The sequence below is a fragment of the Herminiimonas fonticola genome (assembly GCF_040395855.1).
In the GTDB taxonomy this organism is placed as follows: domain Bacteria; phylum Pseudomonadota; class Gammaproteobacteria; order Burkholderiales; family Burkholderiaceae_D; genus Oxalicibacterium; species Oxalicibacterium fonticola_A.
Window position 1 is genome coordinate 1 of record NZ_JBEBPO010000023.1, and the last position, 16,626, is coordinate 16,626.

Genomic DNA, 16,626 nt, shown 5'->3' on the forward strand with positions numbered 1-16,626 from the left:
AGGGGGAATTGGCACTTTTACTTCAGCTAACAGGGTACTTTTACTTCACCGAACGCCAAAAATGCCTTCAATGCACGCCACAATTTACGCAATCTATTTGACATAATATAAATTATGCGAAGTATTGTTCGGCAGATTGAAACCAACGACCACCCCTTATCGTGGCTTTTTATGTCCAGAAGAAAGAGAAAAATGCAATATCCAAACACACGTTACGGCAACCCTGAAGAGCTTCGTTATTACACGCAAGGCATCCCCATCAAGGACATCGCAAGGCGTTTAAAACGTTCGGAAAAATCTATCAAACAATGGCTTTCGCTCGAAAAAAAAATCCCATACTGGGTGCCGGAACTGTTGCGCTTATGGAGCATGGAAAGGAATTTGATACTTCGACAAATGGGATTTACCGAGCAAAAATTAAAACTTGGCTTGATCTCTGGCAATATCTACGGCTTTCCAGAGCCCAAGAAGACAGTCCATGAAACCGATAATAATGCTGGCATTCATATGCCTGACCACGACGCAGATAGCCTATGGCCAAGGCAAAATATACAAATGCGTTGAAAAAGGAAAAACGCTCTACTCCGAATCACCATGCAGGGAAAACGCTTATAACGAAAACCTATTCATTGCCCGAGATGAAAAAATGGGGAATGTCTCACCAGATCGGGAAACCATAGACGCGACTCGGGCAAGAATACGGCAAGATATAAGTGAGCCAACGTTCACGCAGCAAACCATTCGAAACGGCAACAGCACGACCACGACAACCACGACCGTCACCAGACCACCAGCACCAGCATTTGATAAACGCATCATTTGCGAGGCCGTAGAAAATGAAATTCGCGCAATTGACTCACAGGCACGACAAGCAAACAGCGGATACACGCAGGACGCCCTCAAAGAGCAGAAAACAAAAGCCCGACAACGTCAATCACAATACAAGTGTTAAAACGGCTGTGAATCGGCTGTGAATATTTTGACCCTGGAGAGCGAAACAACCATGAGTACTACCGTCCTCGAATCCATTCTGACATGTCCTAACTGTAGCTTTGCCAAGCAGGAGACAATGCCCACCAACGCCTGCCAGTTCTACTACGAGTGTGAAAGCTGCAAAGCGATTATTCGGCCAAAGGCTGGAGATTGCTGCGTCTTCTGCTCCTATGGATCAGTAAAATGCCCGCCTATTCAGGAACAACGAAGCTGCTGCGGATAAGCGTCAGAACGGCGATGTAAATGGATTGTTCCGGCTTCGCCCCGGTGCCGTCACTATCCAAATCGTTTGCAGTCCCTTGTCATGGTAGACCACCATATCGTGCAGATTTCCTTCAGCAGCGATTGCAAAAGCCACTTATGAAGTATCATCCGGCGGCTAAAAATATCTTTTGAAATACAGATGAAATCCGAAAAAAGCTACAACCTGCGTGCACTTCTTGCATCTCATTTCTCCTCAACGGGGTTGCTCATTCAAGAAAATGGAGCCTCGCGACAATGTCTGCTGGGGTTTTTAGACGCGGTTTTGCGCGGCATTGGGCAGGTAATGTTGCAGAATAATAGTTACGCCGGCTTTCTCTTTTTGGCAGGGATTTTTTATAATTCCACGCTTTTCGGATGGGCTGCGTTGTTTGGCGCTGCTATTAGTACGGCAACCGCGATGCTTCTGGACGTTAGTCGCGCGCGCATAGTTGCCGGTCTTTTCGGTTTTAACGGCGCACTGGTTGCGATTGCTTTAGTCTATTTTCTTGAACCTAATATTTTCACCTATGGCTATGTTGTTCTGGCCGCAGCATGTTCAAGCATAGTGATGGCAGCGCTGCTTCATCTTTTTGAAGCCAGGAAAATCCCGGTACTGACTGCTCCGTTTGTTTTTACGACGCTCTTCTTTATCATGGCTTGCGCACGTTTCGGTCACTTGCACTCAACCGGCAACCTGCCAACTGCCGGACTGCCAAAACTCGCCGTCATTGAAGGTGTTGTAACGGCATCCACACTTGTGGAAGGTCTTTTTAACGGTATTGCACAGGTCTTTTTCCAGGGGAATGTAGTCACTGGCATCCTGTTTGCAATCGGACTATTGATCAGTTCCAGAGTGGCATGTGCAGCGGCGCTGATCGGTTCATTTACGGGATTAGTCGTCGCATGGGGCATGGGCGCAGCCGAACCGGCTATTCGTTCCGGTGCTTTCGGATTCAATTCCGTTCTTACGGCAATTGCGATGATGAGCGTCTTTTTTGTATTGAATGCCAGTTCGGCAGTGTATGGGCTGTTTGCCATGATCACGACTGCAGTAATGTTTGCTGCAGTGTCTGCCGCTCTGGAGCCTTTGGGAATGCCGGCGTTGACAGCTCCTTTTGTCATCGTGGTGTGGATTTTTGTCTTGGCAGGCCCCCTCTTCCCCAGACTAAAGCTGCGCTAGGGGCGTGAATTGCTTTGGCCGTCGCTAGCCTGCCAAAGCAATTTTTCAATCGTTTTGAATACCAGACATCAACTCGTTCTTACTTCAGATAAGAGCGCAGAATTTTGACTATCTGTTCAATCTCTTCTTGCCGTTGATCCGGTGCTACGACATCAGCGCCCAGATGTTCCCGGATATGGCTTTCGAGCACTTCGCCCATCAAACCATTCGCAGCACCGCGAATGGCAGCGATCTGTTGCAACACTGCGCTGCAATCACCACCCTGCTCCAGCGCTTTCTCCAGCGCACCGACCTGCCCCTGCATGCGTCTGACCCTGGCTAACAGCTTTTTATTGTCTGCGACATGTGACATAAATAATCTTTCATTCATTCTCATAATATACTAGGGGATAGTATATTAAATTTCAGGATATTGATTCATGAAGGCTTCAAATACGCCGCACGATCCGGTTCACGATCATATTTTTGATCGCGGCAATCCGGTTGGAGAAAAGAAAACCGCGCTGGCATTGGGACTGACGACGATCATGATGGTCGCCGAAATCATCAGTGGTTACGCATACAATTCGATGGCATTGCTGGCGGATGGCTGGCATATGAGTTCGCATACGCTTGCACTTGGCCTGTCTGTGCTGGCCTACGTGCTGGCGCGGCGTTACGCGCACGATTCGCGCTTTGCATTCGGCACCTGGAAAATCGAAATACTGGGTGGTTATACCAGTGCGATCCTGCTGATTCTGGTTGCGGGCCTGATGCTCTACCAATCGATTGAGCGCCTGCTGCACCCTTCTGCCGTTCATTATGACCAGGCCATCGTCATTGCGCTCATCGGTCTGCTGATCAATCTTGCCTGCGCCTATCTGCTGAAAGACGATCATCACCACCATCATGAACATCATCATGCGCATGATGCTCATCATCACGATTTGAACTTGCGTTCAGCTTATATGCATGTGATTGCAGACGCGGCCACATCTGTATTGGCAATTATCGCGCTGTTCGGCGGGAAATTATGGGGCGCGAGCTGGCTGGATCCGTTGATGGGTATAGTCGGTTCCGCACTCGTGTCGGTCTGGGCTTATGGCTTGATCCGGGATAGCAGCCGTGTTCTTCTCGATGCGGAAATGAATGCGCCGGTCGTAATGGAAATCCGGGAGGTGATCGCGGCAAGCCCTGTTGCGGCCCGCATTTGCGACTTGCATGTATGGCGCGTGGGCAAGGAGAAATATGCATGCATATTAAGTCTTGTAACCACCGAAGACGTCGGTCCCGAATATTTTCGTAGGCAACTGGCCATACATGAAGAGCTGGCCCACATCACGATCGAAATCCATCGAGCTTAACGAGTTGAAGCAAAAAAATACCTCCTGAATGGAGGTATTTTAAATAGTGCCTTTGCTGCCGACGCAGTTTAGCGGCCGGTGGAATCGCTGTGGCGGCTAGCCTCGAACAGGAACCATGTACGCTGTTCGGTTTCATCGATCCAGACTTCAATCAGGCTGGTCGTGCCAATATCGTGATGCTCATCGCAGACGCTATGGGCTTCACGCAGGCGTGCACACAGTATTTTATTGTCTTCGCGCAGTTCGGCCAGCATGTCGTTCGGCTCTACGTAATCTGCGTCGTTGTCGAGTATGCGCTGAAGACGGGCGATGTGACCAATCGAACGAAGCGTCGTGCCGCCTACCTTGCGTATGCGTTCGGCGATCAGATCGGTCATTGCATAAATCTGTACCGCCTGATCGTCCAGCAGCAAATGGTAGTCGCGAAAATGCGGCCCGCTCATATGCCAGTGAAAATTCTTGGTCTTCAGATAAAGTGCAAAGACATCTGCCAGTACGCCGTTCATGGCGCCGGTAATATCCTTGGATGCTTTTGCATTCAGGTCGCTGGGTGTAATCAGCTGGGTCAGCTGTCTGCGTTTCACATCCGGTTTTTTAGCAACGGCTTTTTTCATCTTTTGCTCCTTGCATAAGTAAATGCTACTGACTGAAATCGGAACCGCTTCAAGGCATGCGTTACAAGCATACCGTCAAACCATGAGCGCTGCATCGACCGACCGGCAATACTGAACGAATACCTTTATCGATTTGCCGGTTTGGTCAGGAAAAACTTGACTGCCAGATCGACTATTGGCGGCTGAATGGAATGATTGCCGTTGAATTCCAGATACGTGACGTCGTAACCGGCAGCCTTCATCTTTTGTGCATTCGGACGCCCGCTGGTTTCAATCGGCAGTTGTTCATCAGACAGACCATGGGTAATGAATATATGCGGAGCGCCTTCTTGCATGAAGACCGACATGAAGCCGCCGGAAAACACGACCACATGGGTCACCAGATCGCCATTTGTAAGGCCGATGGACATCGCATAGCTGCCGCCATCCGAGAACCCGGCAAAACAGAAACGGTCAGGGTCGATAAAATAATGCTCGGCGACTTTCGCCAGTGCAGTATTGAGTCGATGCAGGTCCGGGCCGTTACCGCCGATGACGATATCCCAGGTCGGATATATCGACTGCGGCACCATCAACAGAAACTGATTCTGCTCTGCATGCTGCTCCAGAAAGTGCGCAACTTTTTCCGCACTGCCGCCGCCGCCATGGAACAGGACCATTAAAGGAACTGCAACCTCTTCTTCCAGTCCGTTTGGAACATACAGGAAGGTATCGCGTTCTTCGGCTATGCCGAGCGAATGGCGGCCGGGTTGCAAAGGTGGTTTTGTAGGTTGTGTGTGGGCAAACGAGAGCCGGCCCATAAGTGAAGGATCGATCATGGCTCTATCTTACCTTCTTCAGCCGCACTTGAGAACCGGTTGCGGCATCTGGCGGGCGACAAGTGCGATTTTTACGGCGTTAAGCGACAAAGAAAACAGGCGTGCACTGCCCTGCATCTTTGCCGCAGATACAAAACACCTCGCTTGCATTACGCAAGACAAGGCATCACAAGTACGGATAATTATTGAAAGCTGCGCTGAACAGGCGGCGTCCACTGATACAACCAGGTTTCAGACAGAGCTTGCCCATCTGCACTCAGGTACAAGCGCAGATCGATAGGCCCCTGAATATCGTCCGCAATTTTCAGATCGAACATGGCGCGATAACCTTTCACATCATCCAGCGGACGCGCAGAAGTGACTTCTATCGTCCCTTGCGTGGCGCTGATGACAGGTTCCACCTTGACGTTTTTTCCCAGCAGCGCCAGATCGCCGCCGACAAAATCGACCGCAAAGCGCCATGAGAAATAGGTCCGTTTTTTACCCACTACCCCACCTATGCCGGTGCGGGTCGCTGCCACGGTCGCTGCCTGTGGCACAGCGGGCATTTTGCTGCCCCAGTGCAGCTTGTAACCGAACAACAATTCCTGTCCCGGTTGCGGCGTGGCTTCCGGGTTCCAGAACGCGACAATATTGTCGAAGGTTTCATCGATGGTTGGAATTTCTACTAGCTGGATAGAACCTTTACCCCAGCCGGATTTTGGCTCCACCCAAAGACTGGGGCGGCGTTCGTAAAACACGCCGTCATCCTGATAGTGATCGAAATTGCGATCGCGTTGCATCAAACCGAAACCACGCGGACTTTCATCGGCATAGGCATTGAAACGCAGATTTTCCGGATTCACCAGCGGACGCCAGATCCATTCGCCCTTGCCTGAGTACATCGCCAAGCCGTCCGAATCATGAATTTCAGGACGCCAGTCATTGCTGATGCGGCGGTCGTTTTCAGCAGTAAGAAACATGCTGGTCAAAGGCGCGATGCCCATGCGCTCTATCGACTTGCGCGGATAGAGCGCGACATCGACATCCATCAGCAGCGTTGCGCCAGGCATGATCTCGAAGCGATAGGCGCCGGCGATGCTGGGCGAATCGAGCAAGGCATACACCACCAGTTTGCTTGATTGTCGCGCCGGCCGCTCCAGCCAGAATTCGGTAAAGCGTGGAAATTCTTCCGGCCGCGCCATGCCGCAGTCAATGGCCAAGCCGCGCGCAGATAGGCCGTATTGCCAATCACCGCCCACTGCCCTGAAATAACTGGCGCCCAGAAATGCAGCCACGTCGCGCACCAGATCGGTATGAAAATTTACCCGGAAGCCGGCAAAACCAAGATCCCTGGGCAGATCAGAACCTTTCAGTCCGCTTTTCCCGTAATTGAACATGGCCGGATCGTAAGCCAGTTCGCGTGCCTTGCCATCTTCAAGTTCGTGGATTTTGACCGATTGCGTGGCATACATGCCGAGATGGAAAAATTTGGTCTGGAAGCGCAACTTGTCCCCAGCCCACAAAGCATGGTCGTCGCGGTAGGCAATCGACTGGTATTGGTCCCAGTCCAGCGCCTTGACTTCAGCCGGCACTTCCATGTCCGGCAAATGGTAAGGCTGGCCGGCCATTTCACGGGCGCGCCCTTTCAACCATGCATAGTCAAAAGACGCAGCCTTGCCCAAGGTTTTCAATTTTGCGGGAGCGGTTCCTGCAGCATATAACTGCGGTGCGGAAAAACCGGCCAGCGCAAGCGCGGCGGACGCTTTGAGTAAATCACGACGTTGCATCGGGCTCCTTTGTTGAATTGTGGCAAGTGCCAATCCCATTTGGCATAAGCAGAGCGATAACGTTCAATTTGCATGTCGCTCATACGCGTAACTTGAGGCATGCAGTGACGATGTCTTGTGTTTACTACGGCAGCAAAGAGTTTTATTAATTGAAATTAACTTTATAAATCATGCATATATGTATTTAAGTTAAAGTTGATTGTTAAAACTAAATCGACTTTCATGGCATGGAAAGCCTGGTTTTCTCCATGCAGCCTGATGGGAGACAAGCAGCCGTATGTTCGCTATCATTTGGTGTTCACCCACTGAATGAAAAAGGAAGTAGAAATGAGCGACACGAATACCGACGCAGCAGTACAACCGGAAACCCTGACCAAAAGCGAAGTAGCTTCATTCTGCCGCCATCTGGGCCGTAGTCTGAAAGGCATCACCGGCAATGACTCCGCGCTCGCCGCACACCTGATGCGCGAATCGGAATATCTGGAACAAAACAAATTCAGCGCCGCCGCCGAGATGTTCGCGACGGTATCCACAACTCTGGATCCGAATCCGCCTAAAAGAGACGCTTCCTGATCAGTAATGTGGGAGCACGGCATGCAGATCATTCACTGATCTGCATGCCGATTTCAAACATGCAGGCATGTCGACACTTGATCGATTTGCATCGCTTACAAAAAATATCCCACCCGCTGCACGATAACCACATACATCATCGCCAAACGACGCTATGATCAGCGCCCGATGCAAAAATTTTCGAGCGCATATGATCCGGTCTTTTCTTCTCGCATTTCTCTTCGCACTTAGTGCATCTGCATCAGCCATGTCGCTGGGTTCCAAGCATGCGATCGTCATCGACGAGGCGACCGGCAAGGTATTGTTCGAGAAGAATTCCAGCGATATCGTGCCGATTGCGTCGCTGACCAAGCTGATGACAGCGATGGTCATACTCGATGCACGCATGGATATGCATGAGCACATCGTGATCACCGACGATGATGTCGATACACTCAAATTCAGTTCGTCCCGTGTGCCGGTAGGCGCCATGCTGACTCGCAATACGCTGCTCGAACTTGCCTTGATGTCGTCCGACAATCGTGCTGCACATGCGCTGGCGCGCACCTATCCGGGCGGCATTGAACACTTCAAGCTGGCGGCACGCAACAAGGCGCATGCATTGTCCTTGCGCCGCACGAATATCGAGGAACCAACCGGGCTCTCCCCTTACAACACATCGACCGCGAGCGATCTGGCCAAACTGGCAATGGCCGCTGCGCGCTATCCGGAAATTGAAAGAATCACCACCTCGGCAGGCGATTTGATCGACCTGGGTGGCTCGGCTCGCCGCTATCACAACACCAACAAACTGGTGAGTGACAAGAACTGGACGATTTCCCTGTCCAAAACAGGTTACACGCAGGAGGCCGGCCGTTGCATCATCATGCGCGTACGGACTGCCGGGCGCGATGCCATCATGGTGTTATTGAATGCGCGTGCCAGCGCAAACCGGACTGCCGATGCCATCAGCCTGCATCGTTTTCTGATGGCAGGACATGCGCAGCCGGTCATGGCAGGCTTGAATTTGAAGTAATAATGTTGGACTCGCGAAAGGCAATGTATCCCGCTTCGCGCAATTGATCGCTGAACCTGATCTTCAGATATGCCGCTGAAATTCCAGCGGTTTGACTTCTTTCTTCGCTTCAGCCTGCACTTCCGGATTGGATGCACAGCTGGAGCAGCTACTGCATCCACTGCCGCAACCGCCACCTGAAGATTCGCCAGGCTGCAAAAATCCGCCGAGTTTGCGCAACAGCACGGAATGCGATGGCTGGCTCAACATGGTTGCCAGCGCCAATTGCCTGCCGCGCACCCATTTGGGCAACAACTTGCGCAGCACATACAGCGCGCTGACCAGCACTACCGCACCAATAATCACATCCTGCACAAATCCGTAGATCGTCATGTGAGCGCCTTCGTAATCTGGTAAGTCAGGAATGCAGCCAGATAAGCCAGGCCGAACAGATAGCCTGCGGAAATCGCCACTACACGCCAGGAATTCGTTTCACGCCGAATCACCGCCAGCGTCGACATGCATTGCGGTGCAAATACATACCAGGCCAGCAATGCGAGTGCAGTCGCCAGCGACCATTGCGCGGCAATCACCGGCCCCAGTTGCGCCGCCACCGCATCTTCGCTGCCCGACATTGCATACACGGTGCCCAAAGCCGAGACCGCTACTTCACGCGCCGCCAGGCCGGGAATCAATGCAATGCAGATTTGCCAGTTGAAACCGACAGGTGCAAACACATGCTCCATCAGGCGGCCTATCTGGCCGGCCAGACTGTAATCGATGGCCGGCAGCGTTGCGCCTTCCGGCGGCGCCGGAAATGTCGAAAGAAACCACAGCAGTACGGTCAGCGACAGGATGATGGTCGTTACGCGACGCAGGAAGATCAGCGCTCTTTCCCACAGGCCGATAGCGATATTGCGCACGCCAGGCAAACGGTAGGACGGCAATTCCATCAGCAAGGCATGTTCGCTTTTATCCTTGCGCATGCGCTTGATCACCCATGCGACGGCAAATGCGCTGACGATGCCCGCCACGTACAACACGAACAGGACAATGCCTTGCAGATTGAAGATATTCCACACCGTCGTGGCGGGAATGAAGGCCGCGATCAGCAAGGTATAGACAGGCAAGCGTGCCGAGCAGGTCATCAGCGGTGCCACCAGTATCGTCGTCAGACGGTCGCGCGGGTCTTGAATGCTGCGGGTCGCCATGATGCCGGGAATTGCGCAGGCAAAGCTGGACAACAAGGGAATGAACGAGCGCCCGGTCAAGCCGGCCTTGAACATCATCCGGTCGAGCAGGAAGGCGGCACGCGGCAGGTAGCCGGATTCTTCCAGCACCAGAATGAAGAGAAACAGAATCAGAATTTGCGGCAGAAACACCAGCACCGCACCCAGGCCGGCGAAAATGCCATCAACAATCAGGCTGCGCAACAAGCCATCCGGCAGTGTTGATGCAAACCATTGACCGACGATAGTTACGCCTTCGGTAATGCCATCCATCAGCGGTTCAGCCCACGAAAACACGGCCTGAAAAATGAAGAACATCACCGCTGCCAGAATCGCCAGGCCGAATACCGGATGCAAGACCCAGCGATCGATCATCTCATCGTTCATCGCAGTTGCGCGCGGCATGGTGACGGCAGCGTTCAGTATCTCGCGTACCTGCGCATGGAGGTCAGCAGCCTTTCCTTCTGTGGCTGGTACTGCTTTCGGCAAGGCCATGCCATCGAGATGGGCTACCAGCGCTTTTGCACCATCGGTGCGTATCGCCACTGTTTCGATTACATCCATGCCGAGCTGGCGCTGCAGTTCTTCGCGATCGATGCCGATGCCACGCTTGCGCGCTGCATCCATCATGTTCAAGGCAAGCACCATCGGCCGCCCGAGTCGCTGCACTTCCAGCACGAAACGTAAATGCAAACGCAGATTGGTCGCGTCCGCAACGCAAACGATCAGCTCCGGCAGTTCTTCGCCGGCGATACGTCCAAGGCAGATATCGCGCGTAATGACTTCATCCGGGCTGGTGGCATCCAGACTGTAGGCACCCGGCAGATCCAGCAGATTGAAGACACGGCCGGACGGCGCAGTGAAGCGCCCTTCTTTTCGTTCTACCGTTACACCGGCATAGTTAGCGACCTTCTGACGACTGCCGGTCAGTTGATTGAACAAGGCAGTCTTGCCGCAGTTTGGATTGCCGACCAGCGCGATACGTGAAATAGACATGGAATAAATAATTAGCTGGCAAGGTGGATACGCACACGCTGCGCTTCCGAACGACGCAAGGCGAAACGTGTAAAACCGATCTGCACCAATAAGGGATCGGCGCCTATCAACCCGCGCGCCACGATGCGAACCGGCTCGCCCGAGACAAAACCGAGTTCGCGCAAGCGTTTGGCAATCGGGTCATCGCCGACCATATCAGTGACGTCATCGACCACGGCAGAAGTAAAGGGAAGCAATTCTGATAGATTCACAAAAGGCCAATACAAATAACAATGATTCTCATTATATTCTACTTTTGTGTTTGAGGCATCTTCGCAAATGACAGAGGATGCATTCGCGCAGGATCAATTACAGCAACTGTATTGTTGCGGGTGCAGACGTGTACTTGATCCTTGCCGTACAGACGGGCTTTCTGCAGATTTCCTGTACTGTACGGCTTGTTTCATGCCGCTTGTTTCATGCATCAAGCAGCATGTTTTTTCACCCACGCAACGTATTGATCCATCCAGTTCTGCAGAAATTGCTTGCTGCCTGCACCGATATTTCCATCCGCATCGAACAAGCCTTCCTTCGCTTGAATGAATGTCTCCGGCTGGCCCAGTGCCGGAACATCCAGATAAGCCAGAATATTGCGCAAATGCTGTTGCGCCAGAGCGGTACCGATGGCGCCGACCGATACACCCAGAATGCCGGCCGGTTTACCTGCCCATGCACTCTGGCCGTAAGGACGCGATGCCTGATCGATTGCATTCTTTAGCACGCCGGGAATCGAGCGATTGTATTCAGGAGTAACGAACAGCAGGCCTTGAGATGCCAGAATTTCAGCTTTCAGGCGTTTGACAGGCGGCGACTGATTCGCATCGTCATCCTGGTTGTAGAGCGGCAGATCGGAAATTTGCAACTGCTTGAAGGAGAAATCGGATGGAGCCAGTTTTACAATGGCATTCGCCATTTGATGATTGAATGAATCCTTGCGCAAACTACCAACGACAACAGCGATCTGGTACGTGCTCATGATGACTCCTGGTTAGAAAGAATCTTGCGTTTGTGTTGTTTGTTATAGCAGCATACTTCCGGTTGCCGGTCATCACACTGTTTTACCGCAACCGGATGGAACGATGATAAACAAAAAACCGCCATGACGTTTACCATGCATGACCTGCTCCCGAATGAATGACAAACACACGCATGAACCCAGAACACCTGTCGCTCCTGCTTAGCCGCACCATGCCTTACGGGAAATACAAGGGTCGCCTGCTCGCCGATCTGCCCGGACATTATCTGGGCTGGTTTGCGCGCGAAGGTTTCCCCAAGGGAGAGCTCGGCAGTCTGCTCGCATTAATGTATGAACTCGACCATAACGCGCTGCGACATTTACTCGATCCCTTACGCGCCGGCTGATTTGCCGGAATCAATGCATCGATAAATCAGCGCCCTGCTCCGGCTGCCGGCAAACCAAGTTCAACCATATCGATCAGGCGCTGGCCGATTGCTTCAGCCTGCTGAGTATCCAGCACACGCAAAGGTCCGTCGATCAGCAGCATTGAAAGTCCGTGCACTGCGGACCATGCAAGAAACTCTGCACCTGGCCGCCGCTCCGGCGTCAATACTCCGGCAGCAAGCAGTTCATCCAGCGCAGAACTCAATAGCTGAAATGGCGTCAAGCCGCTCTTGCCGGCCATTTCCGGAATACCGGCCCTTTGCAAATCTTCATGCACGGAAAACGCTGTGCGAAACAACCCAGGTTCGGCACGCGCAAAGCGCATGTACCCGGTGCCAACCGCACGCAAATGGGCACGTGCAGTGTCGGCAACATTGCCATCCGATCCGACAACTGACCATTCGGCTTCAATCGCCTGCGCAAGTTGCGCCTGCGCGGCGGCACATACTGCCTGCAATAATGCATTGCGATCGGCAAAGTGGCGGTATGCCGCATTCGGCGCTACGCCAGCCTGCCTGGTCACTTCGCGCAACACCACTGCCGTTGGTCCGCCGAGGCGTGCCATTTCGGTTCCCGCATCCAGCAAGGCGCGATACAAATCGCCATGGCGATAGGTTTCGCGTTTGGGAGAACTCATTTTCTTTGTCATTTTCTATAATTGTGTACACTGTACACTATGTGTAATATTATTTATGGACACTGTACACAACAATCCATTTCAAAGGAGAAACATCATGCAAACAGCTATCAGAAAAACGGCTGCAGAAGCCGATGTACGCAAGCTAATCGAGAGTTGGCAAACGGCTGCTACAGCCGGCAACCTCGATGCCATCATGTCGCACTACGCGCCGGATGTCGTCGCCTTCGATGCCATCTTCGCCTTGCAATTCAAGGGAGTCGATGCGTACCGAAAGCATTGGCAGAGCTGTCTGACCATGTGCAGCGGTCCGATGATTTTCAACATGCAGGAATTGAGCATTACAGCCGGCGACGATATTGCCTTCAGCCACTGTCTTAATCAATGCGGCGGCACAGACAAGGATGGAAATGAACATTCTTCATGGATGCGTGTCACAACTGGCTATCGCAAGACAAATGGACAATGGCGTATTGTGCACGAGCATTTTTCGGCACCCTTTGATCCCGAAAGCGGCAAGGCATTGTTCGACCTGAAGCCGTAAGGCATATTCGCAACGCCAAATCATCGCCTGTCATGACACCTGTACCTTCTGTTGAAGATGAAAATGTCCGGCTCGAATCGGTACCTGCAGCAATGCAGGAGGATGATTATCGACGAATGCTCAGGCAATTCGATCTGCTCTGGGAATCTTCTACAACGGAGCATGACCAGCAGGAAATGCAAAGATTGCTCGCCTTGATTGAATCATATGAACACGAACGAAAAATCCGCGCATTACCCTCATCCGCGACGACCTTAACGGAACAGGCTCGTCATCAGTTGCAGCACCCAGGAAGTTCACTTAAAGGAGAACCACCATGAGCAAGGCACAAGTCCAATCCATTCCCGCAGGCATGCATAGCGTGACACCGCATCTGGTATGCGCCGGCGCTGCAGATGCCATTGCGTTTTATATCAAGGCATTCAATGCCGTTGAAACATTCAGATTGCCTGGTCCCGAAGGCAAACTGATGCATGCACAACTCCGCATCGGAGACTCCACCATCATGCTGGTCGATGAAATGCCCAGTTGCGGTGCGCTTGGTCCGAAAGCGCTCAAAGGTACGCCAATCTCGCTGCACCTTTATGTTGAAGATGCCGACGCAGCTTTCGCACGTGCTGTTGCCGCCGGCGCCAGCGTCAAACTCGCGCTGACAGATATGTTCTGGGGCGATCGTTACGGTGTAGTGGAAGATCCGTTTGGCCACCAATGGTCGATTGCCACCCACATACGCGATGTCGGCCCGGAAGAAATGCAACAGGCCATGCAAAAAATGGCTGCCTGATGACGTAAATAATGCGGGCGAACTCACGTTACGAACCCAGACGGATGACGATGGCACGTGACAGTATTCAAGCTGTGACTGCACCAGAACAAAGCCCCCATTATTTCCAATGGGGGCTTTGTTTACTGATTGGCCCATCAATTCTTTAATCTTGGGCCACAATTTTCCACTTTAATTTTTCAACTTTTCAACTACCGCGGCCAAAAAATCAAGATCCTCTATCGTATTCCTGCCCGTAGGTTTCGAGCGAGCACTTAAGGCAACTACCACCAGATTTTCTTCTGGATTGATATAAAGATATTGTCCATGGATTCCTCTACCCATGAACGCTTGCTCATGAACTTTTCCGGCTTCAGGCTTCATCGTCCACCATTGATAGCCATAGCCATTCTTGCCGGTGACACCGGTAATTGGCTTTGCCGTGGTTGCTTCGGCTAGCCAATTATCGGGGACAATTTTTTTCCCATTCACTTCTGCGCCATTGAGAATAAATTGTCCGAAGCGCGCAAAGTCACGCATCACTGCGAGAATGCCACTCCCCCCAACCTCATGACCATTTGGGGAGTCCAGCCACCAAAAACCATCAGCCTGCATCCCTACTGGAATCCACACCTTCTTGGAAAGATAGTCTGCCAAATGCATCTTTGTTGCGGCTTGAACAATCTCGCCAATCAATACCGTTTCACCTGTGCTGTAGTTAAAGTTCTTTCCCGGTTCAGAGGCTTTTGGCAAGGTTTTCAAAATGTCAAAAATACCGCCCTTCTGATTGCTTGCAATTTGCAGCTCCAACAATTTTCTTCGGTCCGAGCTTGGGTCGGTATAAGTTTCATTCCACTTCACCCCCGAAGCCATCATGAGCACATCCTTGATCGAAACATCCTGATAAGCACTGCCAGCAAGTTGCGGCAAGTACTTCACTACCGGATCGTCCACACTAGTGATATAGCCATCTTTAATCGCAACACCAACCAGAGTGGATACAAAAGATTTTGCTACCGACATGGACATCCATCTTGTATCTGGTTTTAGTCCGTAATCGTAGTGTTCATAGGCAATTTTTCCATTCTTCAGCACAAGTAAGCCAACCACCCGATTTAAAGCGACATAATCTGGCAAATCATATTTTTTACCCTCTGAGGTGAAAGTCAAAGAGGTTAATTGCTTGTCGCTTAAAGGCAGTGGAGATGCCTTACCACCTGCTTTAATCACCCGGGTTGGGAAAATCTTGTTGGTGTTTTGATAGGTTCGAACAGCTTTGTCTGGATAGAGAGAACCATCGTAGATTTCGCGAGCCGTACCAATATCAGGGCTAGCTGGTGGCTTGGCAAAGCTGTTAAAAGTGAAGGTCGTCGAAGCAACAAGTAACGGTATTAAAACAATTAACTTTTTCATGAGGCGTCTCCTGTCATTGTTCTTGTTTAACAATCATTTCATGCCAAAAACAACCCTGAAAGTTCTGGCTAACCCTTTTTAAGGTGATCCAGAAATTCAATCTATTACTTTAGAAAAGCTCTTGCAGTCGGCATATAAAAATTAATACCCACAACCGACTTTACTCTAAAAAAACATCTCATAAAGTACATTCAGGCGGCTAACTTCATGCGCTTTTCGGAAAATGTTTAAATTGATCAAATCGCCTTGCGCAACGTCAGATTGATCCGATACTCGCCGGTCAGCGGATGGCTATCCGTTTTGACGGGCAAAATGCCGTGATAACGCAATCGTGCCGCCCCACCCCAGACGACAACATCGCCATGCGTCAATTTCACCCGCATGGTCTTGTCCGTACGCTGCGTGCCGCCAAATAAAAATATCGCCGGGACGCCAAGCGAAACGGAGACGATGGGCTGGCTGAAATCCTGCTCGTCTTTATCCTGATGCAGGGACAGCCGTGTGCCCGCCGCATAGCGGTTGATCAGGCAGGCATCCGGCTTGAAATCGCTGAAACCTGCCTGTGTCGCCGCATCGGCTGCCAGCGTGGAAAAAAGTGCAGGCATGGATGGCCACGGTTTGCCGCTATCCGGGTCTACCGTATCGTAGCGATAGCCGGTGCGATCCGATACCCAGCCATACGTCCCGCAATTACTCATTGCAACCGACATGCGGAAACCGCCCGGCGTGACCAGATGCCGTAATGGTGCCACGCTGAAAACTTGTTCCAGCGCCGAGAGAATATCCACTTCTCCAGCCAGCGCAAATCCGCGCAAGACGACTGCATCCGGGCACAGCTCTTCGCGCCAGCTGTGCGTTTCTTCCGCATCAAACAAATTCAGATTCATGCACGCGCCTTCTTGTTCCCACGTTGCTAGTTGAAATATTCATTCCGTATTTGTTGGTGCGATCTGCGAAAAAAGGAAATTCATACATGGCAGTATGCTTCGTACATCTGATCATCTCCGACAAGTCAGATCGCTGCAAATTTCTCCATACATGCACAGATACCATCCGGTATTTGATGCTCAATCCTG

At 51.6% G+C, this 16,626-nt stretch carries 21 protein-coding genes; 10 read left to right on the forward strand and 11 right to left on the reverse strand.

Translation table 11 applies throughout. The features are described from left to right. Positions 1 to 192 precede the first annotated feature (192 nt). From ABWP27_RS05055 to ABWP27_RS05065, 3 genes are all read left to right on the forward strand, one after another. A complete protein-coding gene (locus ABWP27_RS05055; protein WP_353154237.1) occupies positions 193 to 564 on the forward strand; it encodes a hypothetical protein in 372 nt (123 codons plus the stop codon). 439 nt (positions 565 to 1,003) lie between these two features. Further along, a complete protein-coding gene (locus ABWP27_RS05060; protein ID WP_353154240.1) occupies positions 1,004 to 1,216 on the forward strand; it encodes a GDCCVxC domain-containing (seleno)protein in 213 nt (70 codons plus the stop codon). 180 nt (positions 1,217 to 1,396) lie between these two features. Beyond that, positions 1,397 to 2,416, forward strand: coding sequence for an urea transporter (locus tag ABWP27_RS05065; RefSeq protein WP_353154242.1), 1,020 nt, complete (start codon positions 1,397 to 1,399; stop codon positions 2,414 to 2,416). Between the two features lie 79 nt (positions 2,417 to 2,495). Here the strand turns inward: ABWP27_RS05065 and ABWP27_RS05070 are convergent, their stop codons facing one another. Beyond that, positions 2,496 to 2,768 carry a metal/formaldehyde-sensitive transcriptional repressor gene (locus tag ABWP27_RS05070; protein ID WP_353154245.1) on the reverse strand — a complete coding sequence of 91 codons (273 nt, stop codon included), beginning with the start codon at positions 2,766 to 2,768 and terminating at the stop codon, positions 2,496 to 2,498. Positions 2,769 to 2,835: 67 nt separating this feature from the next. On the opposite strand from ABWP27_RS05070, the gene dmeF reads away from it, so the two are divergent. Beyond that, the gene (gene dmeF, locus ABWP27_RS05075; protein ID WP_353154248.1) at positions 2,836 to 3,759 is read left to right on the forward strand and encodes a CDF family Co(II)/Ni(II) efflux transporter DmeF; all 924 of its coding nucleotides are present in this window, start codon (positions 2,836 to 2,838) and stop codon (positions 3,757 to 3,759) included. 68 nt (positions 3,760 to 3,827) lie between these two features. On the opposite strand, the gene ABWP27_RS05080 is transcribed toward dmeF, so the two are convergent. From ABWP27_RS05080 to ABWP27_RS05090, 3 genes are all read right to left on the reverse strand, one after another. After that, the gene (locus tag ABWP27_RS05080; RefSeq protein WP_353154250.1) at positions 3,828 to 4,373 is read right to left on the reverse strand and encodes a Dps family protein; all 546 of its coding nucleotides are present in this window, start codon (positions 4,371 to 4,373) and stop codon (positions 3,828 to 3,830) included. Between the two features lie 125 nt (positions 4,374 to 4,498). Continuing rightward, a complete protein-coding gene (locus ABWP27_RS05085) occupies positions 4,499 to 5,191 on the reverse strand; it encodes an alpha/beta hydrolase (protein WP_353154253.1) in 693 nt (230 codons plus the stop codon). Positions 5,192 to 5,373: 182 nt separating this feature from the next. Further along, on the reverse strand, positions 5,374 to 6,960 hold the full coding sequence (locus tag ABWP27_RS05090; RefSeq protein ID WP_353154256.1) for an OpgD/OpgG family glucan biosynthesis protein: 1,587 nt from the start codon (positions 6,958 to 6,960) through the stop codon (positions 5,374 to 5,376). Between the two features lie 327 nt (positions 6,961 to 7,287). On the opposite strand from ABWP27_RS05090, the gene ABWP27_RS05095 reads away from it, so the two are divergent. Together ABWP27_RS05095 and ABWP27_RS05100 are read left to right on the forward strand one after the other, a co-directional pair. Next, positions 7,288 to 7,533, forward strand: coding sequence for a hypothetical protein (locus tag ABWP27_RS05095; protein ID WP_353154258.1), 246 nt, complete (start codon positions 7,288 to 7,290; stop codon positions 7,531 to 7,533). Positions 7,534 to 7,780: 247 nt separating this feature from the next. Then, positions 7,781 to 8,548: a serine hydrolase gene (locus tag ABWP27_RS05100; RefSeq protein ID WP_353154260.1), complete on the forward strand. Its 768-nt coding sequence runs from the start codon at positions 7,781 to 7,783 to the stop codon at positions 8,546 to 8,548. 63 nt (positions 8,549 to 8,611) lie between these two features. Here ABWP27_RS05100 and ABWP27_RS05105 read toward each other — a convergent pair whose 3' ends face one another. From ABWP27_RS05105 to ABWP27_RS05120, 4 genes are all read right to left on the reverse strand, one after another. Then, entirely contained in the window at positions 8,612 to 8,920 is a 309-nt protein-coding gene (locus tag ABWP27_RS05105) for a DUF6587 family protein (RefSeq protein WP_353154263.1), read from the reverse strand. Continuing rightward, positions 8,917 to 10,752 carry a ferrous iron transport protein B gene (gene feoB / locus ABWP27_RS05110; protein ID WP_353154265.1) on the reverse strand — a complete coding sequence of 612 codons (1,836 nt, stop codon included), beginning with the start codon at positions 10,750 to 10,752 and terminating at the stop codon, positions 8,917 to 8,919. Before feoB ends, ABWP27_RS05105 begins: the two co-directional genes overlap by 4 nt. An 11-nt stretch (positions 10,753 to 10,763) precedes the next feature. Continuing rightward, the gene (locus ABWP27_RS05115; RefSeq protein ID WP_353154268.1) at positions 10,764 to 11,003 is read right to left on the reverse strand and encodes a FeoA family protein; all 240 of its coding nucleotides are present in this window, start codon (positions 11,001 to 11,003) and stop codon (positions 10,764 to 10,766) included. A 212-nt stretch (positions 11,004 to 11,215) separates the two neighbouring features. Further along, a complete protein-coding gene (locus tag ABWP27_RS05120; RefSeq protein ID WP_353154271.1) occupies positions 11,216 to 11,767 on the reverse strand; it encodes an NADPH-dependent FMN reductase in 552 nt (183 codons plus the stop codon). A 173-nt stretch (positions 11,768 to 11,940) separates the two neighbouring features. Between ABWP27_RS05120 and ABWP27_RS05125 the strand changes: the two genes are divergently transcribed. Further along, a complete protein-coding gene (locus tag ABWP27_RS05125) occupies positions 11,941 to 12,153 on the forward strand; it encodes a DUF3820 family protein (RefSeq protein ID WP_353154273.1) in 213 nt (70 codons plus the stop codon). A 26-nt stretch (positions 12,154 to 12,179) separates the two neighbouring features. Here the strand turns inward: ABWP27_RS05125 and ABWP27_RS05130 are convergent, their stop codons facing one another. After that, the gene (locus tag ABWP27_RS05130; RefSeq protein ID WP_353154275.1) at positions 12,180 to 12,842 is read right to left on the reverse strand and encodes a TetR/AcrR family transcriptional regulator; all 663 of its coding nucleotides are present in this window, start codon (positions 12,840 to 12,842) and stop codon (positions 12,180 to 12,182) included. Between the two features lie 85 nt (positions 12,843 to 12,927). Here ABWP27_RS05130 and ABWP27_RS05135 point away from each other — a divergent pair, with 85 nt between their 5' ends. From ABWP27_RS05135 to ABWP27_RS05145, 3 genes are read left to right on the forward strand one after another with little or no spacing between them, the layout of a single operon-like run. Further along, complete coding sequence (locus ABWP27_RS05135; RefSeq protein ID WP_353154277.1) at positions 12,928 to 13,374, forward strand: YybH family protein; 447 nt, start codon at positions 12,928 to 12,930, stop codon at positions 13,372 to 13,374. 32 nt (positions 13,375 to 13,406) lie between these two features. Then, entirely contained in the window at positions 13,407 to 13,694 is a 288-nt protein-coding gene (locus tag ABWP27_RS05140) for a hypothetical protein (RefSeq protein ID WP_353154279.1), read from the forward strand. Then, positions 13,691 to 14,158 carry a VOC family protein gene (locus tag ABWP27_RS05145; protein ID WP_353154282.1) on the forward strand — a complete coding sequence of 156 codons (468 nt, stop codon included), beginning with the start codon at positions 13,691 to 13,693 and terminating at the stop codon, positions 14,156 to 14,158. The genes ABWP27_RS05140 and ABWP27_RS05145 overlap by 4 nt, the downstream gene beginning before the upstream one ends. Before the next feature lie 171 nt (positions 14,159 to 14,329). Here ABWP27_RS05145 and ABWP27_RS05150 read toward each other — a convergent pair whose 3' ends face one another. Next, the gene (locus tag ABWP27_RS05150) at positions 14,330 to 15,550 is read right to left on the reverse strand and encodes a serine hydrolase domain-containing protein (RefSeq protein WP_353154285.1); all 1,221 of its coding nucleotides are present in this window, start codon (positions 15,548 to 15,550) and stop codon (positions 14,330 to 14,332) included. A gap of 236 nt (positions 15,551 to 15,786) precedes the next feature. Continuing rightward, complete coding sequence (alkB, locus tag ABWP27_RS05155; RefSeq protein WP_353154288.1) at positions 15,787 to 16,437, reverse strand: DNA oxidative demethylase AlkB; 651 nt, start codon at positions 16,435 to 16,437, stop codon at positions 15,787 to 15,789. Positions 16,438 to 16,626 lie beyond the last annotated feature (189 nt).